20 protein-coding genes and 1 riboswitch are annotated in these 22,570 nt (G+C 65.7%); of the genes, 8 read left to right on the forward strand and 12 right to left on the reverse strand.

Going from position 1 to position 22,570, the window contains the following annotated elements:
- From groES to EN853_RS20940, 3 genes are all read right to left on the reverse strand, one after another.
- Complete coding sequence (gene groES / locus EN853_RS20930) at positions 1-297, reverse strand: co-chaperone GroES (RefSeq protein ID WP_040975262.1); 297 nt, start codon at positions 295-297, stop codon at positions 1-3.
- Between the two features lie 226 nt (positions 298-523).
- The gene (locus tag EN853_RS20935; protein ID WP_189343904.1) at positions 524-868 is read right to left on the reverse strand and encodes a hypothetical protein; all 345 of its coding nucleotides are present in this window, start codon (positions 866-868) and stop codon (positions 524-526) included.
- Between the two features lie 270 nt (positions 869-1,138).
- Entirely contained in the window at positions 1,139-1,765 is a 627-nt protein-coding gene (locus EN853_RS20940) for a TetR/AcrR family transcriptional regulator (RefSeq protein ID WP_127861374.1), read from the reverse strand.
- Positions 1,766-1,887: 122 nt separating this feature from the next.
- Here EN853_RS20940 and EN853_RS20945 point away from each other — a divergent pair, with 122 nt between their 5' ends.
- From EN853_RS20945 to EN853_RS20960, 4 genes are all read left to right on the forward strand, one after another.
- The gene (locus EN853_RS20945) at positions 1,888-3,072 is read left to right on the forward strand and encodes an MFS transporter (protein ID WP_127861373.1); all 1,185 of its coding nucleotides are present in this window, start codon (positions 1,888-1,890) and stop codon (positions 3,070-3,072) included.
- A gap of 14 nt (positions 3,073-3,086) precedes the next feature.
- Positions 3,087-4,367 carry a D-arabinono-1,4-lactone oxidase gene (locus EN853_RS20950; protein ID WP_127861372.1) on the forward strand — a complete coding sequence of 427 codons (1,281 nt, stop codon included), beginning with the start codon at positions 3,087-3,089 and terminating at the stop codon, positions 4,365-4,367.
- The gene (locus EN853_RS20955) at positions 4,364-5,497 is read left to right on the forward strand and encodes an alanine racemase (protein WP_127861371.1); all 1,134 of its coding nucleotides are present in this window, start codon (positions 4,364-4,366) and stop codon (positions 5,495-5,497) included. Before EN853_RS20950 ends, EN853_RS20955 begins: the two co-directional genes overlap by 4 nt.
- Before the next feature lie 180 nt (positions 5,498-5,677).
- Positions 5,678-6,613, forward strand: a complete 936-nt coding sequence (locus EN853_RS20960; RefSeq protein ID WP_127861370.1) for a bifunctional helix-turn-helix transcriptional regulator/GNAT family N-acetyltransferase — start codon at positions 5,678-5,680, stop codon at positions 6,611-6,613.
- Positions 6,614-6,649: 36 nt separating this feature from the next.
- On the opposite strand, the gene EN853_RS20965 is transcribed toward EN853_RS20960, so the two are convergent.
- The gene (locus EN853_RS20965; protein ID WP_127861369.1) at positions 6,650-7,483 is read right to left on the reverse strand and encodes an AraC family transcriptional regulator; all 834 of its coding nucleotides are present in this window, start codon (positions 7,481-7,483) and stop codon (positions 6,650-6,652) included.
- Positions 7,484-7,632: 149 nt separating this feature from the next.
- Here EN853_RS20965 and EN853_RS20970 point away from each other — a divergent pair, with 149 nt between their 5' ends.
- Positions 7,633-9,126 carry a winged helix-turn-helix domain-containing protein gene (locus tag EN853_RS20970; protein WP_127861368.1) on the forward strand — a complete coding sequence of 498 codons (1,494 nt, stop codon included), beginning with the start codon at positions 7,633-7,635 and terminating at the stop codon, positions 9,124-9,126.
- A 121-nt stretch (positions 9,127-9,247) separates the two neighbouring features.
- Here the strand turns inward: EN853_RS20970 and EN853_RS20975 are convergent, their stop codons facing one another.
- The 4 genes from EN853_RS20975 to EN853_RS20990 all read right to left on the reverse strand — a co-directional run bounded on the left by EN853_RS20975 (position 9,248) and on the right by EN853_RS20990 (position 15,684).
- Entirely contained in the window at positions 9,248-9,580 is a 333-nt protein-coding gene (locus EN853_RS20975) for a hypothetical protein (RefSeq protein WP_127861367.1), read from the reverse strand.
- 176 nt (positions 9,581-9,756) lie between these two features.
- Positions 9,757-12,858: an efflux RND transporter permease subunit gene (locus EN853_RS20980; protein ID WP_281061507.1), complete on the reverse strand. Its 3,102-nt coding sequence runs from the start codon at positions 12,856-12,858 to the stop codon at positions 9,757-9,759.
- A gap of 115 nt (positions 12,859-12,973) precedes the next feature.
- The gene (locus tag EN853_RS20985; RefSeq protein ID WP_245517138.1) at positions 12,974-14,542 is read right to left on the reverse strand and encodes an FAD-dependent monooxygenase; all 1,569 of its coding nucleotides are present in this window, start codon (positions 14,540-14,542) and stop codon (positions 12,974-12,976) included.
- Positions 14,543-14,544: 2 nt separating this feature from the next.
- Entirely contained in the window at positions 14,545-15,684 is a 1,140-nt protein-coding gene (locus EN853_RS20990) for an efflux RND transporter periplasmic adaptor subunit (RefSeq protein WP_127861365.1), read from the reverse strand.
- Positions 15,685-16,010: 326 nt separating this feature from the next.
- Positions 16,011-16,216, forward strand: a riboswitch (cobalamin riboswitch).
- Positions 16,217-16,395: 179 nt separating this feature from the next.
- Here EN853_RS20990 and EN853_RS20995 point away from each other — a divergent pair.
- Genes EN853_RS20995 through EN853_RS21005 form a run of 3 tightly spaced genes read left to right on the forward strand, consistent with a single transcriptional unit; the run spans position 16,396 to position 19,188 of the window.
- A complete protein-coding gene (locus EN853_RS20995; RefSeq protein WP_127861364.1) occupies positions 16,396-17,184 on the forward strand; it encodes an ABC transporter ATP-binding protein in 789 nt (262 codons plus the stop codon).
- Between the two features lie 40 nt (positions 17,185-17,224).
- Positions 17,225-18,172, forward strand: coding sequence for an ABC transporter substrate-binding protein (locus EN853_RS21000; RefSeq protein ID WP_127861363.1), 948 nt, complete (start codon positions 17,225-17,227; stop codon positions 18,170-18,172).
- 29 nt (positions 18,173-18,201) lie between these two features.
- Complete coding sequence (locus EN853_RS21005; RefSeq protein ID WP_127861362.1) at positions 18,202-19,188, forward strand: iron ABC transporter permease; 987 nt, start codon at positions 18,202-18,204, stop codon at positions 19,186-19,188.
- A 9-nt stretch (positions 19,189-19,197) separates the two neighbouring features.
- Here EN853_RS21005 and EN853_RS21010 read toward each other — a convergent pair whose 3' ends face one another.
- The 4 genes from EN853_RS21010 to EN853_RS21025 are packed head-to-tail and all read right to left on the reverse strand — an operon-like array spanning position 19,198 to position 22,557.
- Complete coding sequence (locus EN853_RS21010) at positions 19,198-20,133, reverse strand: phosphatidate cytidylyltransferase (RefSeq protein ID WP_127861361.1); 936 nt, start codon at positions 20,131-20,133, stop codon at positions 19,198-19,200.
- The gene (locus EN853_RS21015; protein WP_127861360.1) at positions 20,133-20,792 is read right to left on the reverse strand and encodes a lysophospholipid acyltransferase family protein; all 660 of its coding nucleotides are present in this window, start codon (positions 20,790-20,792) and stop codon (positions 20,133-20,135) included. Before EN853_RS21015 ends, EN853_RS21010 begins: the two co-directional genes overlap by 1 nt.
- On the reverse strand, positions 20,789-21,232 hold the full coding sequence (locus EN853_RS21020; RefSeq protein WP_127861359.1) for a hypothetical protein: 444 nt from the start codon (positions 21,230-21,232) through the stop codon (positions 20,789-20,791). The genes EN853_RS21015 and EN853_RS21020 overlap by 4 nt, the downstream gene beginning before the upstream one ends.
- Entirely contained in the window at positions 21,229-22,557 is a 1,329-nt protein-coding gene (locus EN853_RS21025) for a phosphatase PAP2/dual specificity phosphatase family protein (protein WP_127861358.1), read from the reverse strand. Before EN853_RS21025 ends, EN853_RS21020 begins: the two co-directional genes overlap by 4 nt.
- Positions 22,558-22,570 lie beyond the last annotated feature (13 nt).

Below are 22,570 nucleotides of genomic sequence, written 5' to 3' on the forward strand. Positions count from 1 at the left end.
TCAGCCGATGATGCCCATGATGTCGGATTCCTTCATGATCAGAAGGTCCTCGCCATTGAGCTTGACTTCAGTGCCCGACCACTTGCCGAACAGGACGCGGTCGCCGGCCTTGACGTCGAGCGGGACGAGCTTGCCGCTTTCGTCGCGGGCGCCGGAGCCGACGGCGATGATCTCGCCTTCCTGCGGCTTCTCCTTGGCCGTATCCGGGATGATGATCCCGCCGGCGGTCTTGGATTCGGATTCGACCCGGCGAACGACCACGCGGTCATGAAGCGGGCGGAACTTGGACTTTGCCATGTTGTCTTCCTCGAATGAGAACGGTGAGAACTGTTCCTCCATCCGGCAGTGCCGGATATGAGTTAGCACTCACCTAAGGCGAGTGCTAACGTGGCGCTGAGATAGGCTGGTGGCTGGCGAGAGTCAAGGAGCGCGGGAAGGGGTGACCGCGCGAAATTTTTCTCACGCGGAAGCCCGCAGAGAAATGCGCCGGCTGGAGCGAACCACGGACGAGCAATCTGGCCCGTTACTCCCGGCGTCTCGGCGACCGCAGCACCAGCAGCGGGCAGCGCTCGGCGAGCCCGTATGTGCCGGTCGAGGCAATGCCGACATCGCCGAAATACGCCTCGGCTTCTTCGACAATGGCCGCCGCCGGCGCGAAGCTGTAGACGGCCGGCGAGTTGCGGTAGACATCGATGGTGCCGATGACCGGCAGGTCCCACCCCGTCCGCGCGGAAAGTTCATTGCGGTCGGGGAACTGCGTTTCGAATTGTTCGAGGATGCTCGTAACCGGTATCGTGTAAATAGGGTGAACAAGTTCGGCCGAGAGGAAGATTATGAGGCCCCAGGAATTGCGGACCCAGGTTGGCAATTCGGGCACTCCAACCGATCGCTCACCACGACAGGTTCGATTCACTCTGATGTTTGGAAAGGGCCGGCAGTCAATCTGGCGTCACGCGGGTTTATCGCCGTCTATCCCACTATGGGTTGGTGGCTGAAGAGACCGTATTTGGAAAAATGGGCAAAGAATGCTCGCTACTCCCTGATCGTTACGATCACAACGCCTGAAACTGACATCTACACGCCTGTTGCAAACCAAATTGGCGTTCCAGTTGTCATTGAGGTGTAACCTTTCCGGCGCTCAAAGAAACAACCGCAGCTGCGCGTGAATGATCGACCTGTAATCCTCGATCGTACGCCGGCCCTCTTCCTCGTCCTGCGTCAGCGCCAGTCGCACGACACCGCCGGCGAGCTGGAAGATCAGGAACACCACGCGCCCGAACGCCTCGCGCTGCTCTGGTTTCAGCATCGGCGCGACATGGTCGCAGAACATCTTGGCCTGATACCGCGTCTCGGCGATGTCGAGATGCTGCAGAGCCTTGTCGGCCTGGATCGCGTTCTGCAGGTCCTGGATCGCCGGGTCGGCGGCGACGCGGGCATAATAGTCGTCGAGCAGGCGGTCGGCCGCCGCCGTTACATCCTCCGGCCCTCGGATCCTGGCGATGATCGGGGCGAAGCGGGCGCGACTCTCCTCAGCGAACCGCTCGTAGAGCATCGCCAGGATCGCCGACTTCGAGGGAAAGTAGTGATAGACGGTGGCGATCGGGCCGCCGGCCAGAGCCCCGACTTCCTTCATCGTCACGGCGTCGATGCCCTTCTCGCCGATCAGCCGCATGGTCGTGGCGAGGATCGCATCGATGCGCTCGCGGCTGCGCTCCTGTTTTGGCCTGCGCCTCGGTTCCGTCGCTGTTCGCCTTGCTTCCGTCATGCGCCAAATCTTTCACGAGAGTGCAAATTCGCAGTTGACAAAAAACATGATCAAGTATCAGTTTCGTGAAAATGCTGACAACTTGTCAGTTTTTTGATCGGGCTGCAAGGGAGGAGCGCCGCGTGACAGTCACCGATGCCGGACGTGCGGAAGAGGGCGACTGGCTGGTCGGCAGCCCGACCGGCCTGCAACTCGCCTCGGCGCTGTGGATTGGCTCGGTAGGCCTGCTCATCCTGGGCCTGCAGCCAGTGCTGCTCGGCGCGCTCTATACCGAGGGCCATGTCACCGGCGACGAGCTGGCGCTGGTCGCCACCGCCGAGATGATCGCGATCGCCATCGGCTCAGCCATCGTGGCGATGCTCTTGCCGGCGCGCAACATGCGCTGGAAGAGCGCTGTGCTTTTGGTCGTGCTCGCGCTCGCCAATTTCGGGACGGCCTTTTCTGAAAGCCCCAATGCGCTTATTGGCGCGCGCATCCTCGCAGGCCTTGCCGAGGGCGGGCTTGTCGCCGTCGCCACCGAGCTGATTGCCCGCTCGCGCCGGGCCGAGCGCATCGGCGGCTATTTCATCACGCTGCAAACCTTGGCGCAATGCGCCCTGGCGCTGCTGCTTGCGCTCTATGCCGTGCCGGCGGCCGGCTCGGCCGGCGGCTTTGTCGCGTTGGGGGTCGTCTGCCTCCTGTCGCTGGCCGTCGCCTGCCTGGTGTCGGACGACTATGCCGATCTGCCGAAGGAGGAGCATTTTTCCAATGTGCTGACTGCGCCGGCGACCACCGCGCTGCTCTCGATCTTCTGCTACTCCATGTTCTTCGGCGCGGTCTGGGCGTTTCTCGAACCACTCGGGGCGCAATTCGGCATCGACGGCAGCACCGTCGGCCTGATGGTATCGGCAAGCCTGGCCGCGCAGGTGGTGGGCGCAATGACCGCGACTGCCTTCGAGGCGCGCATCGACTATCGCTTCGCCATCACAATCATTGGTGCGGTCGCTGTTGTCTGTTCGGCGCTGCTCGCCTCCGGACCTGGGCTCGCGGTGTTCTGGGCGGTGGCGCTGGTGATGGGCTTCATCCTGCTTTTCATCGTGCCCTATCAGATCCGCATGGCCATCACCGCCGACGAAACGCGAACGGCGGTCCTTTTGGTGCCGGCGGCCCAGCTCTTCGGCTTGGCTATCGGCCCGATCGCCGCTTCGCTGCTCATCGATGGCGAGAATTTCCGCCCCGTGCCGGAATTCGCCGCCGCAACCGCGCTCGCCAGCGTAGCGCTGCTCGGCGTCTTCGTGCTGGTCGCGCGCCGCCGCGGTCGAGCCTGAACGGGAGGATTTTGATGGCAAACGCCTGGAGCAACTGGTCGGGCTTCGTGAAGGCCGCGCCAAAGCTGATCACGACACCCGCCGACGCCGGCGAGCTGGCCGAACTTATACGCTCGGCGCCTGGTCCGCTGCGCGTCGCCGGCGCCGGCCATTCCTTCACGCCGCTGGTGCAGTCGGACGGCACCATCGTCTCGCTGGAGAAGATCGAGGGGCTGGTCTCGCATGAGGCCGAAACCAGCCGGGCGCGGGTGAGGGCGGGCACGCGGCTTGGGTCGTTGATGCACATCCTGCAAGGCATCGGCCAGGGCCTGCCCAACATGGGCGACATCGACCGCCAGGCGATCGGCGGGGCGCTGGGCACCGCCACGCATGGCTCCGGCCCGACGCTTGGCGCCTATCACACGCAACTGGAGGCGATGCAGTTCGTCGATGGTGAGGGCAGGCTGCGCGAGTTCAATCGAGAGCGTGACCAAGACATGATCCACGCCACCGGTGTCGCGCTCGGCGCCTTCGGCGTTCTCACCGAAGTGACCATGAACAACGTCCCGACCTACCGGCTGCGCCGTCGCAAATGGGTACTGCCGATCGGCGACATGCTGCGCGACTTCGAGACGATGATGGCCGCGCACCGTTCGGCCGAGTTCTACTACATCCCGTTTTCCGGCTATGCGCAGTTCATCGCCAGCGACCTGAGCGGCGCGCAGCCAACGCCGCGGCCGACAGAGGACGACGAGGCGGGCCTGGCGACCTTGCGCAAGCTGCGCACCGTGCTGCGCTGGCTGCCGTCGCTGCGTCGCGCGCTGATCAAGGGCGCGGTCAAGAAAGTGCCGGCGGAAGACTTTGTGCAGGACTGGCTCAATGTCTATGTCAGCGATCGGCAGACCAGGTTCAACGAGATGGAATACCACCTGCCTTTCGAGGAAGGGCCAAAGGCGCTGGCCGAGATCATCGCGCTGACGGAGAAGCACTTTCCGGAAGTCTATTTCCCGATGGAGGTGCGTTCGGTGGCGCCGGACGAATTCTGGCTCTCGCCCTTCCACAAAAGGCTGACCTGTTCGATCGCCATCCACCACGATGCGGCGAACGACCCGCTGCCTTTCATGCGCGCCGCCGAGCCGATCTTCTTGAAGTATGGCGGCCGGCCGCATTGGGGCAAGATGCACAGCCTGAAGGCGGCGGATTTCAAGAAACTGTACCCGCGCTGGGACGATGCGATGGCGGTCCGCCGCGACATCGATCCTCAAAACCGCTTCGTGTCGCCCTATATGGCCGGCCTGTTCGGCATCGAACGATGAGCGCCTATTTCGCCGAGCTGTCGAAGGCGCTGAAAGCGGCGGAGATCTTCCGTCCCTGCCTGGTGCTCGACCGCGACCGGCTGGATGGCAACGTCGCGCTGGTGAAGGAAAGGCTGGCGCCGGGCCTTGCCGTGCGGCTGGTCGACAAGTCGCTGCCATGCCTGCCGCTGCTTTCGCATATCGCGCGGGCGCTCGGCGCGAACCGATTCATGACCTTCCATCCGCCGGTGACGCAGGCCGTGCTCGACGCCTTTCCCGAGGCCGACCTGCTCTTTGGAAAGCCGATGCCGGCGGGTGCCGCCAAGGCCGCGCTCACCAGGGGCGGCGGCTGGTGGTCGCGCGTCTGCTGGCTGATCGATTCGCCCGAGCGGCTGGCCGAATATGGCGCGCTTGCCGCCGAACGCGGCACCGAACTGCGCTTTGCCTTCGAGGTCGATGTCGGCCTGCATCGCGGCGGCTTCGCCAATCCCGCCGAGATCAGGGCGCTCTCGATTCCCAAGGGGCTGCGCTGCGAAGGCATCATGGCCTATGAGGCGCACGCGCCGGAAATCCCCGGACTTTTCGGTGGCGCCGCCAACGCGTTGAAGAAAGCTTCGGCGCGGGCAGCGGAATTCGTGGCGGCCCTTGATCCGGACCAGCGCCGCATTCTCAACATCGGCGGCTCGAAGACGGCGCTGCTGCATGGCGCAGGCGTCGCCAACGAAGTGTCGATCGGCTCTGCCTTCGTGCTGCCCAAGGATTTCGACACGCCTGGCCTCCAGGGTTTGCAGCCGGCGGCCTTCATCGCGACCCCGATCCTGAAAGCTGTCGATGCGATGCTGCCGGGCCCGGCAGCGGTTTCCAGGATGCTGCAGGCGTTCGGCCTGTTCCCACCCAAGGGCTGCTATCTGTATGGCGGCAAATGGATGGCCGAGCCGGTATTCCCCGACGGCATGAAGCCGAACGGCCTGATCGGCCTGTCGTCCAACCAGCAATTCATGGGGTTGCCCGCCGGGGTAAATGTGAGGCCCGGCGACTATGCCTTCCTTAGGCCGACGCAGAGCGAGGCCGTGCTGCAGCATTTCGGATCGATCGCGGTGTTTGCTGGCGGGCGCATCGTCGAATTCTGGCCTGCGCTGCCGATGGGGTGAGGAGCGCTTCAGCGCTCGCGACTAGCGCCGGCGATCGTGAGGTCGTCATTCTAGGGTCTGCGCGCGTCGCTTTGCTCCTTGCTCCACCCTAGAATGACGAAGTTGTGTGGTCCTCGCCGTATCAATTTATTGACTCAGTCAACTAAATGCTTGATCCTCTCCTCGACAGGAGAACCCGCCATGACCATCCACGACCACCCCGGCAAGGAACGCATCGATGCCGTGCGCGCCTTCAACCGCTTCTACACGCGCCAGACTGGACTGCTCGACGAAGGTCTGTTGAAGAGCCCGTTCTCGCTGACCGAAGCGCGGGTGCTTTACGAGCTTGCCCATCGCGACGGTCTCGTCGCCAGCGACCTCGTGCGCGACCTCGGTCTCGATCCCGGCTATGTCAGCCGGCTGTTGAAGAAATTCGAGGAGCGCGGCCTGGTCGAGCGCGCCGCTTCCGAAGCCGATGCACGGCGCTCGCCGATTGCGCTGACACTGGCGGGCAGGGACGCCTTCGCGCCGCTCAACCAGGATTCGCACGACCAGGTGCGCGCGCTGCTCGATCGCCTCGCGCCGGCCGATCAGGAAAAGCTGGTCAACGCGATGCGCACGGTCCAGAACCTGCTCGGCGACAAACCCGAACCCAAGGTGCCCTGTATCCTGCGGCCGCTCCAGGTCGGCGACATCGGCTGGATCACGCATCGCCAGGGCCTGCTCTATGCGCAGGACTATGGCTGGGACGAAACCTACGAGGCGCTGGTTGCCGAGATCCTCGGCGAGTTCGTCAAGAACTTCGTCCCGCAATGGGAGCGCAGTTGGGTCGCCGAGCGCGAAGGCGAGGTGGTCGGTTCGGTGTTCGTCATGCGCAAGTCGCCCAAGGTGGCGAAGCTGCGCCTGCTCTATGTCGAGCCATCAGCGCGTGGCCTCGGCATCGGCCGGCGTCTCGTCGACGAGTGCATCGCCTTTTCGCGTGCCAAGGGCTACAAGACGCTGACGCTGTGGACCAACGACATACTGGGCTCGGCCCGCCGCATCTACCAGGCGGCAGGCTTCAAGCTGGTCGAGGAAGAGCGCCACCATTCCTTCGGCAAGGATCTGGTCGGCCAGACCTGGGATTTGGAGCTTTAGCCTTCCTCCTCCTCCAGGGGAGAAGGGGAAGGAGTTTCAGCCTTTAACCGGCACCCAGATTTCCAGTCCGCCATTGCCGCTGCGTGGATCGAACTCCGGGCCGTAGCGCTCGAAGTCCGGCGCGTCGGCGATTTCATGGCCGGAGCCCGGCAGCCATTTGTTCCAGATCGTGTTGACCGTGCGGCGGATGGTCGAGATGTGCTCGCGATGCGAGAACACCGCATATTTCTGCGCCGGCACCCGCACCCGGCAAAAATCCTTGGGCAGGTCGGAGAAATCCGACACTTCGACGCCGGCGATATAGTCGAAATTGCCGGTGTCGTCGCCGTTGACGCAGACGCCATAGGCGACGTCGCCGATCTCGCCGGGAATGTTGCCGATATAGGGTCCGAAGCGCTGCCATAGCATTGGAATGGCGGCGCTGGTCTCGCAGCTGTAGCGCGCGCCGAGCCCGGCGATGAGGAACGGCCGACTGGTCTCGAAGCGCGGCGGCTCGAGCGTGGTAAGAAGCGAACTGTCCATGAGAATGGGCTCCACAAGGTCAAGCCTATGGGTCGAGCCTGCAGCGCGCACCAGTTCCGGCGTCGTGCCGAACTGGTCACGGAAGGCCCGCGTGAAAGCCTCGTGCGAGCCATAGCCGGCATCGAGCGCGACCTGAAGAATGTCGGGCGCGCCGCCGGCCAGCTTGCGCGCCGCCTCGCTGAGCCGGCGCGCCCGCATATAGCCCATGACCGACCGTCCGGTGGCGGCGCCGAAGGCGCGCGTCACGTGGAAGCGCGACACGCCGCTGCTTGCCGCGACATCGTCGAGAGAGACGGCGTCGGGCAGATGGCTTTCGACAAACCACAGCGCTTTTTCGGTCGGGTTCATGGTTCCTCGCATTTGGCGGGGCGACACTAGCCGCCGCGCCGACAGTCAGTTTGATCGAAATTGCGCACTGGGCAATAATGACGATGCGCGTGCCGGTTTCGGTGGGATCGACTTGGCATTGCGCGCGGCAGGCGGGAAGGGGTGTCCCGATGACGACGGCGACGGCCGATCAGGTCTTCCGGTTTGGCGGGTTCACGCTCGACCTCGCCATGGGGACGCTGCGCGGCGTCAACGAGCCCCTGTTCCTGCGGCCGAAAGCCTACGCGCTGCTTTCGCACCTCGCCCGCAACATGGGCCGCGTCGTGCCGAAATCGGAGCTGATGGATGTCGTCTGGCCGGGTGTCTACGTCACCGAGGATTCGCTCACCCAGTCGGTCCGCGAAATCCGCAAGGTGCTTGGCGACGACATGGTGCGCACCGTTTCCAAGCGCGGCTATATGCTCGCCGCTGAAGCCGAGGCCGCGCCGGAGATCAGCGCCCAGCCGATTGTGGCCGTCATTCGCTTTCGCAACGACAGCGGCGATCCGTCCGACGAGGCTATGGTCGACGGCTTCGCCGAGGACATTATCAATGGCGTGGCGCGCTTCGGCACGGTCACCGTGCTTGCTCGCAATTCGAGCTTCTCCTTCGCCTCCTTCGGCCAAGCAGAATGGCCCCAGATTCGCGCCCGCATCGGCGCCGACTATCTGGTTGAAGGGTCGCTTCGTCGGCAGGGCGAGAATGTCGTGGTGGCCGTCAGCCTCGTCGACATCGCCAGCGCCAGCCAGCTCTGGGGCGATCGCTACCAGTCGCAGGGCGCCGGGCTGTTCGCGACCGAACGCGAGATCGTCGAGCAGATCGTCAGCCGGCTGGTCACGCGGGTCACCAATGCCGGGCTGGAGCATGCCGCGCGCAAGCCGGTGACCAGCCTTGCCGCCTACGAGCTTCTGCTGCGCGGCTTCGCGCTGTTGCGCGATCCGGCCCAGACCGACCAGCGCGGCGCCGAGGCGTTGTTCGAGGCAGCCATCGCCAAGGATCCGAACTACGGGCTGGCCTACTCCTATCTCGCCCTGGCGCGCTCGCTGGATGGGGAATTCGGACGCGCCAGCGACGCCGTCCTGGAGAACGCGCGCGACCTTGCCGACAAAGGCCTGGCTTTGTCGCCGGACCAGCCGACCGGCCATCGCGTGCAGTCGTTGATCCGCCTCTATATGCGCGACCACGAGGCTGCCGAGCACCACATGCGCATCGCGCTGCAGCTCAACCCTTACGATGCCGACAGCATCGAGCAGATGGGCATGCTGCTCACCATGCGCGGCCGGCCGCTCGACGCGCTGACCTGGCTGGCGCGCGGCATCCGCATCGATCCCTTGCATCCGCATTGGTACCAGTTCGATCGCGCGCTGGCGCTCTACATGATCGGGGAATACCGGCAGGCGGCGGAAGCGCTGGAGCTTGCTACGCGCCCGGCGCCGTGGATCCGGACGCGGCTCGCGGCCTGCTATGCCCAGATGGGCGACATGGAAAAGGCGCGTCGGCAGATCGCCCTCATCGAGGAGGGCGAACCTTTCTCGCCGCTCGACTACGCGCTGCGCGGTGTGCCGTTTGAAAATCCGGCCGATGCCGAGCACCTCGCCGAGGGCGTCAGGCTTGCCCTTGGCTGATGCATGTCGCCCAGAAGTGTGCAGCGGTTCTGGGATAACGACATGCATCAAAAACAAAGATCTAAGCGCGTCGCCTGAATCCGTTTCAGCGCGACGCGCTTTAGACTCTGCCCGAGCCGCCTCAATCGACAACGACCACGATGTAGCGGCCCTGATAGAGCCGGTAGTAGGTGCCGCCGCAGCGCCAGACGTCGAAGCCGTTGACCCTGGTGCGGACACAGCCTGCCGGCAGCGTGGCGACCCAGGCCGTGGTGTGCCGCAGCACCCGCCACGTCGTGGCGCGGCGGGCAACGCCCGCGGCGCTGCGCGGCGTCCAGGGTGCGCCGATGCGGGCCTCGGCGGTACCGACCAGCGACAGGGCTGGCACGGCGCTGCCGACGATCTCGACAGTGGTGAGAGCGATTGCCAGCAAGGCCGCCGCCGGGCGCATTTTCCTGAAAGATTTCATGGGCATTTTCGTTTCTCCTGATGTTGAAAGTTGGAAGGATGAAGCGGCAAGCCGGGCTGTGCCCGTCCGCCACGGGGTGAGCAACCGCGAGCAGTGTGCTCGCGGTTGTGACGCCGCCGCCGACGAGCACGTCGGCAGTGGCGAAGAACCGCCCCACGGCGGCGTCTCCGCCGTGGCCTCGTTCAGGCGGCAAGCGGCTGCGGATCAGCCACGGCCGTGATCGGCTCGGCCGCCCGGGTGATCTCGGCCGGCGCCTTGATGCCGAACCAGGCGACGTAGAGCGTCGGCAGGAACACCAGCGTCAGTACGGTCGCCACCATCAGGCCGCCCATCACCGCATAGGCCATCGGACCCCAGAACACCGTCGGCGCGATCGGGATCATGCCGAGGATGGCGGCCGCCGCCGTCAGCAGGATCGGCCGCAATCGATGTGTGGTGGCGCTGATCACGGCAGCCCAGGGCTCTTCGCCGGCGGCGATGTGCTGGTCGATCTGCGCGATCAGGATCACCGAGTTTCGGATCACCATGCCGATCAGCGACATCACGCCGAGGATGGCGACGAAGCCCATCGGTGCGCCGGAGAGCAGCAGCGCGCTGGCGACGCCGATGATCGCAAGCGGGGCGGTGAGCAACACCAGCACCAGGCGCTGGAAGCTCATCAACTGCACCATCAGCACCGTGGCCATGATGAACAGCATCAGCGGGAAGACCACGAAGATGCTGGCCTGCGCCTTGGCGCTGTCCTCGAGGACGCCGCCCTGTTCGACGCTGTAGCGGGCCGGCAGCTCCGCCTTGAAGGCGGCGATGGCGTTCTCCAGCTTGCGCGTCACGGCGGTGGCATCGGTGCCCGGCGCGACATCGGCCTGCACCGTCACGGTCGGCAGGCGGCCGCGGCGCCAGATCAGGGGCGGCTCGATCTGGTAGGTGAGCTTCGCCACCTGCTCGAGCGGCACCCGGCGTCCGCCCGAAGCGCTGATCGTCAAGCCGCGCAGCGTGTCGATGCTGGCGCGCTCCGATTCCACCGCACGGGCGATGATGTCGACGAGGTAGATGTCGTCCCGCATCTGGGTGATCTTCGAGCCGGACAGCACCGCGTTGATCGTCTCGGAGAGCTGCTGCGAGGAGATGCCCAGCGCACGCGCCCGGTCCTGGTCGACATCGACCTTGATGACCTTGGCCGGCTCGTTCCAGTCGTAGTTGATGTTGCGTACCGCGGCATTGCTGCCCAGCACCTGCGCGAACTGCTGCGCCAGGCTGCGCGTCTTGTCCGGATCCGGACCGCTGACGCGGAATTTCAACGGCCAGCCGACCGGCGGGCCGAGCTCCAGCGGCGTGACGCGGGCCATGACATCGTCGAAGCCGGTCGATAGCTGCTTCTCCAGCCGGTCGATGACCGCCTGGCGCACGGCGTGGCCCTTGGTCACCACCACGGCCTGAGCGAAGAAGTCGTTGGCGAGCTGCGCGTCGAGCGGCAGGTAGAAGCGCACCGCGCCCTGGCCGACATAGAAGCTCCAGTGGTCGATGTCCGGATCGGCGGCAAGCAGCTTCTCGACGCGCTCCACCACGGCGTTGGTGGCCTTGATGGAGGCGGTGCGCGGCAAGGTCAGGTCGACCATGACCTCGGGCCGGTCGGACTTCGGGAAGAACTCCTGGCCGACGAAGCCCATGGCCACGACCGAGAGCGCGAACAGCCCCGCCGTCGCCGATAGCACCAGCCACTTCGCCCGCATCGCCGCCTCGAGCAGCGCCTGGAAGCCGCGGGCGATGCGCGAAGGCTGATGGCTGCCATGGCCCTTGATGCGGTTCGGCAGCAGCGCCACCCCGGTGAGCGGCGTGAACAGCACCGCGACCACCCAGGAGACGACGAGCGCGATTGCGACGACGGCGAACAGCGAGAAGCAGTATTCGCCGGCGCCGCTCTTGGCGAAGCCGACCGGCACGAAGCCGGCGATCGTCACCAGCGTGCCGGTGAGCATCGGGAAGGCGGTCGAGGTGTAGGCATAGGTGGCGGCCGAGATTTTGTCGTAGCCTTCCTCCATGCGCGAGATCATCATCTCGACCGCGATCATGGCATCGTCGACCAAAAGGCCGAGCGCGATGATCAGCGCGCCGAGCGAGATGCGCTGCAGCGAGATGCCGAAATACTCCATGGTGACGAAGGTGATCGCCAGCACCAGCGGGATGGCGACCGCCACGACGACGCCGGGGCGCCAGCCGAGCGCCAGCAGCGAGACGGCAAGCACGATGGCGATCGCTTCGCCGAGGCTCTTGGTGAACTCGCCGACGGATTCTTCCACCACATGCGACTGGTCGGCGACCATGCCCAGCTCGGCGCCGAGCGGCAGCTCGGCCTCCATCTCATGCATCTTCTCCTTGACGTTGTCGCCCAGCGCCAGCGCGTCGCCGCCCGCGGTCATCGAGATGGCGATGCCGACCGCCGGCTTGCCGTTGAAGCGGAACATCGGCTGCGGCGGGTCGGAATAGGCGCGCTGGACCTCGGCGACGTCGCCCAGCCGGAAGTAATGGCCGTTGGCGTAGAAGTTGATCGCCTTCAGGCTTTCTTCGGACGTGAAGCTTCCGGAGACGCGGACGGCGATCCGCTCCGGGCCGGCATCGACCGTGCCGCTCGGGGTGAGCGCGTTCTGCGCCTGCAGCGCCTGCGACAGCGTGCTGACGTCGAGGCCAAGTGCCGCCACCTTCTGGGTCGAGAATTCGAGATAGATCTTCTCGTCCTGCTGGCCGATGAGGTCGACCTTGGCGACATCCTTAACCGTGAGCAGCCCGGCGCGCAGGCTGCTGGCCAGGTCCTTCAGCTCGCGATGGCTGAGGCTGTCGGAGGTCAGCGCATAGATCAGCGAATAGGTGTCGCCGAACTCGTCATTGTAGAACGGGCCCTGGACGCCCGACGGCAGCGTCGGCTTGATGTCGTCGAGCTTCTTGCGCACCTGGTACCAGAGCGGCTGCACCTGGTCGCCGGCGACCGTGTCCTTGAGGTTGACGAAGACGACGGATTCGCCGGGCTTGGTGTAGCTCTTGACGTAGTCGAGGTCCGGAAGCTCCTCGAGCTTCTTCTCGATGCGGTCGGTGATCTGCTCCACCGTGTCGCCGGTGGTGGCGCCCGGCCACATCGTCTTCACCACCATGGTCTTGATGGTGAAGGGCGGGTCCTCCTCGCGGCCGAGGCCGCGATAGGCGTAGAGGCCGGCAAGGGCCGCAGCGATCATCAGGTAGACGATGAAGCTGCGGTGGCGCAGCGCCCAATCGGAAAGGTTGAAGCTGGTCATGATGCAAGTCCCTTTCAGCGCGCGCGAAGGCGCGTTCCGCCGGCGGCTGCCGGCTAGCGAAAACAGATGACGGTTGGGTTCGGTCGGCGTCCGCCGCGCGGCGGGCGCCGAAGGTTCAGGCCAGGCTGTGCATGGTGCCCGGCACCCGGTAAGGCGCGCGCTCGGCCGTCCTCGGCCGGATGCCGAGGCCGGCGAGATAGCGCTGGAAGGCGGCCGCTTCCTGGACCGGCGAGGCAAGCGCGACATGGCCGTCGGGCCTCACCAGATAAGCTGCGTCACGCTGCAGGCCGGTTTTCCCGGCTGCGTCTGTCCAGGCGAAGGCGTGGATCGGAATGCCGCTCGGCGCAATCATCCCTCGGAAATCGCAGTTGACCTCGCCATAGACGTGGACCTGCCAATCGAGCGAGCGCAGCGGCTCGAAATTGTCGCCATTTGCATGGGCGACATAGGGCAGGCGGTCGCCGCCGCTGACCTTGCCTGCCGTGCCGGAGCTGATCGGCCCGGCGCGGTACTGGATCGCCGCCTGCGAGATCACGCCGAAGAAGAAGCGTGAGCCGAATGAGGTGTGCAGCGCGATGTTCATGATCTTCGGCATCAGGTAGCGCCGGAACAGGCCGATCAGCCGTGAGCGGCTGGTGATGAAGCGGAAAGCGGTGTCGGTGCTCTCGATCAGCTTGCGCGCAAAGGCGATACGCTCGGGCTCATAACTGTCGAGCAGCCGCGGATCGGCCCGACCCTGCACCACGGCTGCAAGCTTCCAGGCGAGGTTCACCGCGTCGCCCATGCCGGTGTTCATGCCCTGGCCGCCGGCCGGGCTGTGAATGTGGCCGGCATCGCCGACGAGGAACACGCGACCGGCGCGGAAGCGCTCGGCAACCCGGTGATGAACGCGGTAGGTCGAGAACCAGTTGACCTCTTCCACCTTGATGCCGGTGTCGCGCTCGATATCGGCGCGGATTGCCTCGAAGGTGATCGTCTCGTCGGCCTCATGCGCCTTCGGCACGATGCCGATAAGGCGCAGAGAACCCAACTGCCTGACCGGCATGGCGATGGCGAAGCCATAGGCGCTGATGGTGACGTCCATGCCGTTGTGGGTGACTTCGCCGGTGCCCTTGACGTCGGCGACGTAGAAGGCCTGCTCGTAGGTGCCGCCGGGAAAGCCGATATTGAGCCCATGCCGAACGGTGCTGCGAGCGCCGTCGCAACCGGCGAGATAGGCTGCACTGACCGTCTCGGTTCGGCCATCCTTGCTCAGCGTGGCAATGACCGTTTCGTCCTTGTCCTGGAAGGCGACAAGCTCGGTGCCGCGCTCGACCTCGACGCCGGCGCGCTCCAGATGCGTGATCAGCAAGCGCTCGTGGACGTCCTGCGGCAGCGCGAAGGCGAAGGAATAGGGGCTGATGCCGCGACCGAAATCAGAGAGCGGCAGCCGGGCTGCGACGCCGGCCGGCGTGTGAACGGTGAGCCGCTCGAGCCGCACGCCCGCCGCAAGCACGTCGTCGACGATGCCGATCTGGCGATGGAACTCCAGCGTGCGCGCCTGGACAGCGAGCGCCCGCGAGGTTTCGCCGGGAGCGGCGGCCTTGTCGAAGATGCGGACCGGGACGCCGAGCCTGGTCAGCCAGAGAGCAAGCGTCAGTCCGGTCGGGCCGGCGCCGGCGATGAGGACCTTTGTCTTGGACATGGTCATTTTCCTTCTCCCTCAACGATACGGACTTTTTCGTGTTCCCGCAGCCGGTTTACGCCGGCGGTGACGACAAGATCGCCTTTGGCGAGCCCTTCGCTGACCACGACGTGGTCGGTCTCGTAGCGGGCGACCGTGACCGGCTTGAGTTCCACTGCCGACGAGGCGGTGACGACCCACACGGCCGGCTTGCCGTTCTTGTCGAACAGCGCGCTGCCCGGCAGCACCACCACCGGCGTGCCACCCATCTCGGCGCGGCCGGCGACGCTTGCGCCGAAGCGCATCTCGTCGGGCGCATTCTCCAGTGAGACCTTCACCTGGAAGGTGCGGGTCGCGGCATCGGCCATCGGCGCGATCTCGCGGATGGTGCCGATCGCGGTGATCGCCGGATTGCTGAGCAGCGAGACGGTAACCTGCGGCGGCCGCTTTCCGTCGGGCGCGTTGGCGAAAGCGGCTTCCGCGATCGAGAAAACCGCGTCGCGGCTCTGCGGATCGGCGACGCGCACCACCATTTGGCCGACATTGACCGACTGGCCGGCCTCGGCACCGGTGGCGGTGACGATGCCGTCGAATTCCGCATGCAGCTCGGTGTAGCCGAGCTGGTCCTTGGCCATGGCAAAAGCGATGGTCGCCGATTTCAGCTTGGCTTCGGCCGAGCGCAGATTCTTCAGTGTCGCGTCGTGATTGGCGCGAGTGGTGAAGCCCTTGGCAAGCAAGGCGCTGATACGCGCTTCGGCGGCGCTGGCCTCGACGAGCACGGCCTGTGCGGCAGCGACATCGGCCTCCGCGCTGGCGAGCCGGTTTCGATAATCCTGGTCATCGATGCGGGCGAGAACCTCGCCCTTCCTTACCATCGAGCCGATCTCGGCGATGCGTTCGACCAGCTTGCCGGAAACACGGAAGCCGAGGTCGCTTTCGCGCCGTGGCTTGATCTCGCCGATGGCGACACGGGCGTCAGTGTTGCTGGTCGGCGCCACCGCGATAGCCTTGACGAGCTTCGTCTCAGGCGCGGCCGGGGTGGCGTTCGAGGCCTCGCTTCTTGCGCCGTGCCAGACTACTGCTGCGCCGCAGGCAAGAACGGCGATCGATCCAGCGACGAGTCGGCGCCTCAGCGGCTTGTTATTAAGGAGTGCGGCGATCATGTTGTCTCCGTGACCAAGGTTGCGGTCGCGCCGGGAGGATGCTCGACCGGAAAATATGTGGGCTGACTGGGCGTTGCGGCCTGTCTTTCGCCAGCCCCACCTCTTTGCGGTTCCGGGTCCGGGAAATCCCGAATGGTTTCTGAAAATTTTCCGATGTTTGGCTGAGACGGCCCCCCAAGAGATTGACAGGCATACCTCGGGTGTATGTAATGTTATTACATATCGAAAGCTGGTGAACCAAGAGAAAGCATTTCCTTAAGCTGATCACCCGGACGGTTTCATGAGGACCTCTCGCACAAGCCCGTTGCGACTCGCGTGCGGACGACCTACGATGGCGGCGTCATGGTCCCCGAGCCGCAAGGCGAGGGGTGAAAAGGGAACACGGTGAGGCCCACTTGGGTCGAGGCCGTGGCTGCCCCCGCAACTGTGAGCGGTTAGCTCCATCCGGAATGCCACTGGCCGGCAAGGCTGGGAAGGCGGATGGCGCGGCGACCCGCGAGCCAGGAGACCTGCCATAGACAAGAGTTGACCGGACGGGGTGTGCCGGGAGGAGACGCGGGCGCCGGTCCTGTTGGCCGGCTCGTCCAGCATCCTTCCGTCGCCATTTTGGAGAGTGACGGGAATGCAGGACGGCTCCATCGATCGCATCCACCACGCCATCGGACACGTGCCCTGGAGAATCCATCCGGGCAGTCGGGCGGGCATCCGCCCATGACCGCGCCGCTTCTCGAAGCCCGTGGCCTCGGTGCGACGGCCAACGGCCGGACGCTGGTCGAGAATGTCAGCCTGTCGCTGGCGGCCGGCGAGCGGCTGGCCATCATTGGCCCCAACGGCGCCGGCAAGACGACGCTGCTGCGCATGCTGTGCGGAGCGCTGGCGGCGAGCCGCGGCGAGGTGCGCCTTGGCGGACGCCGGCTGGGCCAAATCAGCGCCGCCGAGCGGGCGCTCAGCATCGCCGTCGTCGGCCAGACGGACCAGCCGGATCCGCGGCTGGCGCTCATCGACTATGTCGAGCTTGGCCGCGTTCCGCATGCGGGCTTGAGGCGCCGCCACGACGATCGCGACATCGTCGTCGAGGCGCTGCGCCGGACCGGGTTGCTGCGGCTGCTCGCGCGCACCATCGGCTCGCTGTCCGGCGGCGAACGCCAGCGCGCGCAGCTCGCCCGCGCCATGGCGCAGGACCCGAAGATCCTGTTCCTCGACGAGCCGACCAACCACCTCGATCCGCGCGCCCGCGGCGAACTGCTCGACCTTGTCGCCGGCTTCGGCATGACCGTCGTCGCCGTGCTGCACGATCTGGCGCTGGTGGCGCCCTTCGCCACCCGCGTCGCGGTGATGAGCAACGCCAGGCTGCACGCGCTGGCGCCGCCGCCCGAGGCGCTGGCGCAGCCGCTCATCCGCCAGGTGTTCGGCATCGATGTGCTGCGCCTCCAGCACCCGACCGAGGATCGCGAGCTTACCGTCTTTGAGCTGCCCAGGCGCGCTTCCTCGCCGTCCTGAGCCAGCCAAACAATCCAACCCAATCAAGGAGCACCATCCCGTGAAACGCCTCGCTTTGTCGCTTGCCCTCTCGCTTGCCGCCTCGGCCGCCTTCGCCTTCCCGGTGACCGTCGACAGCTGCGGCAAGCCGCTCACCTTCGACGCGCCGCCGAAGCGCGCTGTCATCCAGGACCTCAACATGGCCGAGATGGCTTTCGCGCTGAAGCTGCAGCCGTCGATCGTCGGGCTCACCGGCATCACCGGCTGGTACAAGGTCGGCCCCGAATTCAAGGCCGAGCAAGGCTCGATCCCCGAGCTGGCGCCGAAATACCCGACGCTGGAAAACCTAGTCGCCGTGCAGCCCGATTTCTTCTTCGCCGGCTGGTACTACGGCATGAAGCCGGGCGGCGAGGTCACGCCCGACACGCTTGCCCCGCACGGCATCAAGACGCTGGTGCTGACCGAGAGCTGCGTCCACCTCGACAAGAACCGGCCCGCCGCCTCGATGGACCTGCTCTTTGGCGACGTCGAGAAGCTCGGCAAGATCTTCGGCAAGGACGCCGAGGCCGAAAAGCTGGTCACCGGCTGGAAGGCCGAGCTGGCCGGCATCACCGCCAAGGTCGGCGACCACAAGGGCACGCGCGTGTTCCTTTATGATTCTGGCGAGGACAAGCCTTTCACCGCCGGCAAGTTCGCCATCCCCAACGCCATGATCGCCGCCGCGGGCGGGGAAAACATCATGGCCGACATGGAGACGAGCTGGGGCAACACCGACTGGGAGACGGTCGCCTCGCGCAATCCGCAGTTCCTGATCCTGCTCGATTACCAGGATGGCGGCGGCTACAGGAAGCTGCTCGATTTCCTCTCGGCGCATCCGGCGATGAAGGAGACCGACGCGGTCAAGAACAAGCGCTTCGTCGCCTTGCGCTACGCCGAGCTGACGCCCGGACCCGCCAACATCGAAGCGATCGGCAAGATCGCCAGGGCCATGCATCCGGAAGCGTTTTGAGATCGCCGCATAGATCTTTCGTGCTAGCGATGACGCTAGGCGCGGCGCTGCTCGTCGCGCTGGCGCTGCTGTCGATTGCTTATGGCTCGACGCTGATACCCCTGCGAGAGGTCGTCGGCGCGCTGGCGCATGCGGCCGGGTTGGGCGGTGAGGCCGTGCCCGGCCCGGTCGGCAGCATCGTCGTCGACCTCAGGCTACCGCGCGCGCTGCTGGCGATCGCTGTCGGCGCCGGCCTCGGTGTCGTCGGCGCGCTGCTGCAAACCGTCACCCGCAACGATCTCGCCGACCCGTTCCTGTTCGGCCTCTCCTCGGGCGCCGCCGCCGGCGCGGTCTCGGTCATCACCGTCTTCGGCGACAGCTTCGGCATCTGGACGCTTCCGCTTGCCGCCTTCACCGGCGGCATACTGGCGGCGGCAATCGTGCTCCTGCTCGTCTCGCGGGTTAGGGGGCAGGGGCCTGAGCGGCTGATCCTTGCCGGTCTCGCCGTCTCCTTCATGTTCACCGCGCTGACCAACTATCTCGTCTTCGCCGGCGACCAGCGCGCCGCCCATTCGGTGCTGTTCTGGACCATGGGCGGGCTCGGTCTCGCCTGCTGGGACAATATCGGCCTAGCGGCGCTGGGCGCCGTCATCATCCTTGCCTATGGCCTCTGGAACCACCGCCGCTTCGATGCCTTCCTCGCCGGCGAAAGTGCTGCCGAAAGCCTCGGCGTGCCGGTGGCGAGGATGCGCCGCACGACGTTCCTCATCGCGGCCCTGGCCACCGCGATCCTCGTTGCCGTGGCCGGCGTCATCGGCTTCGTCGGCCTGATGATCCCGCATCTCGGCCGGCCGCTGGCCGGTCCGCTGCACCGGCCCCTGATAGCGATCTGCGCGCTGTTCGGGGCGATCCTTCTTCTGGCAAGCGACCTTCTCGCCCGCACGCTGCTGCCGCCGCAGGAACTGCCGATCGGCATCATCACCAGCTCGCTCGGCGCCTTCTTCGTCGTCACCATGCTGATGCGCAGCCGCCTCTGATCCGCGCGCTCAGACCGTCCAGAAATAGCGCACGATGTGGAAGAAGATCGGCGCGGCGAAGACAAGGCTGTCGGTGCGGTCGAGCATGCCGCCATGGCCTTCGATCAGATGGCCCCAGTCCTTGACGCCCTGGTCGCGCTTGATCGCCGAGGCGACAAGCCCGCCGAGGAATCCCATCGTGCAGGCGACGAAGGCGACAGCCGAGGCTTGCAGCGGCGAAAACGGTGTGATGAAGGAGAGCAGCGCGCCGAGCAGGCTAGAGGCGACCAGCCCGCCGACCAGGCCTTCCCAGGTTTTCGACGGCGAGACGGTCGGCGAGAAGCGGTGTTTTCCGAACAGCTTGCCGAAGATGTACTGCAGCACGTCGCTGCCCTGCACGACGATGATCAGGAAGGCGATGAGCAAGAGGTTGCGGCCTTCGAAGCCGGGCACGTTGAGTGTCAGCAGGGCAGGGACATGGCTGACGCAGTAGACCGAGATCATGATCGCCCATTGCTGCGCGGCGATGCGCTCCAGGAAGCGCTCGGTGTCGCCATGCAGCGCCGTGATCGCCGGCATCAGCAGGAAGCAGTAGACCGGGATGAAGATGACGAAGAGGCCGTACCAGGCCGTCCACACCAGCCAGTACTGGAACGGGATGACGATGCCGAACATGCCGAGCAGCACCCAGTGGTCGCTGCGGCGGCTATGGGTGAGCGTCACGAACTCGCGCAGCGCCGCGAACGAGATCAGCGCGAACAGGATGGTCATGCCGTAGCGGCCGAAGAAGAAGGCGACCGTCATCAGCGCCACCATCACCCACCAGGCGTTGATGCGCTGGGTGAGGTTGACGAGCGTTGCGCTCAGCGGCTTCGGCGCGCGCGCCGAAAGCACGCCGGCGGTGACGCTGGCGGTGCTCAGCACCACGAAAAGGCCGATGATCAATATGCTGATTTCATGGCGCATCAATCGTCTCGGTCAGGGCGCGGATCGAGCGCCAGAAGTGCTGCGCGGGCACGCGCGAGGAAGGCGCGGCGTTCCTCGCTAGGCGCCACCGCCACCGGAGCGCCGAAGACCACACGGCAAAGCAGTGGCACCGGCAGGAACTGGCCCTTGGGCAGGACGCGCGACATGTTCTCGATCCAGCAGGGGATGAGTTCCACGTCCGGCCGCGCCATCGACAAATTGTAGAGCCCGGAGCGGAAGGGCAGCAGCTCATCGCTCATGTTGCGCGTGCCTTCCGGGAAGATGATCAGCGAATGTCCCTGGTCGAGTACCGAGAGCATGACGGAGATCGGATTCTCTTCCGGACTTGTCCATTGCCGGCTGATCAGCACGGAGGACAGCATGTCCTCGGCTATGAAGCGGCGCAGCCGCGACTTCCCCCAATATTCGGCAGCGGCGATCGCGTGCGTGATGGCACGTTCCTTCTCGCTGAGGCAGGCCGACAAAAGGATGAAATCGCCGTGGCTGGTGTGGTTGGCGAAATAGATGCGCTGCCGGTCGGACGGCTGGCTGCCGCTCCAGATTGGGCGCACGCCGGTCACCGCCCAGGCCAGCGCCGACAGGCCGACGGAGGTCGCCGTCTGCAGCAGGGTGAAGGTCCGCAGCGACAGCTTGCTCATCGCGGCATCCAGAATCCGGCGGTCAGGAACGAGATGACAAAGATCGCGAAGGCGACGCGCTGGCGGGCAAGCAGGCGGCGCGTTCCGGCGATACGGTCGTCGAGTGTGCGCGAAGAGGAAGGGGCGGGCTTGAGCCGCATGCGCGCCAGCAGATCGTCGACCGCGGCACCACCGGAAACCTCATTATCGTGCGTCGCCATCAGCCGGAACAGCAGCGCATCGAAGAGGAGCAGCGCGGAAAGGCCAAGCACGGCGACGGCGCTTCCCGCCGCGACCAGAAGCGCCAGCACGGCGAGAGGCGCCTGCAGGGCGCCGCGCGCCGAGGCGACCAGCGGCGCGACGCTGTCGCCGGCGATCACGACCGCGGCCGGCCATGCCGCCTGCTTGAGGAGCATGGCGGCGAAAGCTGCCGTCCGCTGCCGATACGCGTCGTCCGTCATGCCGGCTCGTCCTGGAAATGCACCGGCCGGCCAGATGCTGCGAGCTGCTTTTGCGCCTGCGCCGGCGTGTGCGAGCGGCCGCTGGCGACCAGCCATTCGGCGACGACGGTGGCGCTGCGCTGAAAGCCGAGCGCGCAGCATACCAGCACCGTGCCTTGCCGTCGCGCCGGTTCTATTGCCGTCGCCGCCCGGTCGAGCGCGTCCGCCGGTGGCGATAGGAGATCGAGCATTCCGAAGCTTTCCCAGCGGCCCGGCGCGTAACGCGGCCGCTCCAGCTCGGCGGCGAGGTCGATGACCGTGCCGAAGCGATCAACTTCGGCAGCGTCGGGAAAACGTCCGAGGAAGACGCCGTCGGCGACCGCCACCACCGGCGGCAGCTTGCGCGTCCATGCCCAGACATTGATCCTGGCACCCAGCCTGTAAGGCCAGAGCAGGATGCGGCTTGCCAGCGACACATAACCGTCAGCCGTCTTCTGGAACACTTTCGCGCCGGCTCCGGCGTAGGCGAAGGCGACAGTCGCCAGAGCCAGCGACGGCCACACAAGAACAAGCGCGATAGCAGAAAAGAAGACGCCGATGGCAGCACAGGCGAGCGCCAGAGCAGCGCCCAGCGCGTAGCAAAGCGCCAGTCTCCGTGCCTTGGCATCGGCGGTCAGGCGGAAGCCGGCGAAGGGCAATTCGCCCCTGGCCGGAAACAGCCACAGCGCGAAGACCCCAAGCAGCGCGCCGGTCGGGATGTCGATGAAATGGTGCTGCCATGTCGTCAGCACCGAGGCGCCGATCAGGAAGCACCAGCCGTGCCAGAGCGTCAGGAGAGGGCCAGGGAGCCGCTGGCGCCAATGATCCCAGATGATCACCAAAAGCGCGATATGCAGCGACGGCGCCTGGTTGAACGGCTTGTCGAAGCCTCCGAGCACGGCAAACAGCAAACCTGGTAGGCCGCTTGTCGTCGGCCGCACGAAAGTCGCGGTCAGAGGAAACAGGATGAAGCACGAGACGGCGACGACCTGTGCCGTGAGGTATCGGCCGGCCAGCCGGTCGACGCCCTGCCGGCTGTCGTTGAGCAGCAGCGACAGGCCGTAGAACAGGTTGATCGACCAGTAGGGCACGATCGTCCAGGCGAGGAACGAGATGTGCCGCTCCCAGGCGAACACGATGCTGCCGACATGCTCGCGTGTCGACGCCAGCCAGTTAGCAAAGCCGTAGGTCGAATAGAAGAATGGCGCGAGCAACGCGAGCCAAAGCGCTGCCCGGACCACGATCCTGCCGTAGGGTTCGGCTGCTGGGCTGGCTGAAAGTGGCGGGGGCTCGGCACTGGTGGGCATGCGTGGACGGTTC

This window comes from Mesorhizobium sp. M1C.F.Ca.ET.210.01.1.1 (genome assembly GCF_004791585.1).
Classification (GTDB): Bacteria; Pseudomonadota; Alphaproteobacteria; order Rhizobiales; family Rhizobiaceae; genus Mesorhizobium.

What these genes read in the sequence shown, in the direction of transcription:
- groES (WP_040975262.1), bottom strand. Translation starts at nt 297, where the DNA reads ATGGCAAAGTCCAAGTTCCGCCCGCTTCATGACCGCGTGGTCGTTCGC.
- EN853_RS20940 (WP_127861374.1), bottom strand. Translation starts at nt 1,765, where the DNA reads ATGACGGAAGCAAGGCGAACAGCGACGGAACCGAGGCGCAGGCCAAAA.
- EN853_RS20950 (WP_127861372.1), top strand. Translation starts at nt 3,087, where the DNA reads ATGGCAAACGCCTGGAGCAACTGGTCGGGCTTCGTGAAGGCCGCGCCA.
- EN853_RS20955 (WP_127861371.1), top strand. Translation starts at nt 4,364, where the DNA reads ATGAGCGCCTATTTCGCCGAGCTGTCGAAGGCGCTGAAAGCGGCGGAG.
- EN853_RS20960 (WP_127861370.1), top strand. Translation starts at nt 5,678, where the DNA reads ATGACCATCCACGACCACCCCGGCAAGGAACGCATCGATGCCGTGCGC.
- EN853_RS20965 (WP_127861369.1), bottom strand. Translation starts at nt 7,483, where the DNA reads ATGAACCCGACCGAAAAAGCGCTGTGGTTTGTCGAAAGCCATCTGCCC.
- EN853_RS20970 (WP_127861368.1), top strand. Translation starts at nt 7,633, where the DNA reads ATGACGACGGCGACGGCCGATCAGGTCTTCCGGTTTGGCGGGTTCACG.
- EN853_RS20975 (WP_127861367.1), bottom strand. Translation starts at nt 9,580, where the DNA reads ATGCCCATGAAATCTTTCAGGAAAATGCGCCCGGCGGCGGCCTTGCTG.
- EN853_RS20980 (WP_281061507.1), bottom strand. Translation starts at nt 12,858, where the DNA reads ATGACCAGCTTCAACCTTTCCGATTGGGCGCTGCGCCACCGCAGCTTC.
- EN853_RS20985 (WP_245517138.1), bottom strand. Translation starts at nt 14,542, where the DNA reads ATGTCCAAGACAAAGGTCCTCATCGCCGGCGCCGGCCCGACCGGACTG.
- EN853_RS20990 (WP_127861365.1), bottom strand. Translation starts at nt 15,684, where the DNA reads ATGATCGCCGCACTCCTTAATAACAAGCCGCTGAGGCGCCGACTCGTC.
- EN853_RS20995 (WP_127861364.1), top strand. Translation starts at nt 16,396, where the DNA reads ATGACCGCGCCGCTTCTCGAAGCCCGTGGCCTCGGTGCGACGGCCAAC.
- EN853_RS21005 (WP_127861362.1), top strand. Translation starts at nt 18,202, where the DNA reads ATGACGCTAGGCGCGGCGCTGCTCGTCGCGCTGGCGCTGCTGTCGATT.
- EN853_RS21010 (WP_127861361.1), bottom strand. Translation starts at nt 20,133, where the DNA reads ATGCGCCATGAAATCAGCATATTGATCATCGGCCTTTTCGTGGTGCTG.
- EN853_RS21015 (WP_127861360.1), bottom strand. Translation starts at nt 20,792, where the DNA reads ATGAGCAAGCTGTCGCTGCGGACCTTCACCCTGCTGCAGACGGCGACC.
- EN853_RS21020 (WP_127861359.1), bottom strand. Translation starts at nt 21,232, where the DNA reads ATGACGGACGACGCGTATCGGCAGCGGACGGCAGCTTTCGCCGCCATG.
- EN853_RS21025 (WP_127861358.1), bottom strand. Translation starts at nt 22,557, where the DNA reads ATGCCCACCAGTGCCGAGCCCCCGCCACTTTCAGCCAGCCCAGCAGCC.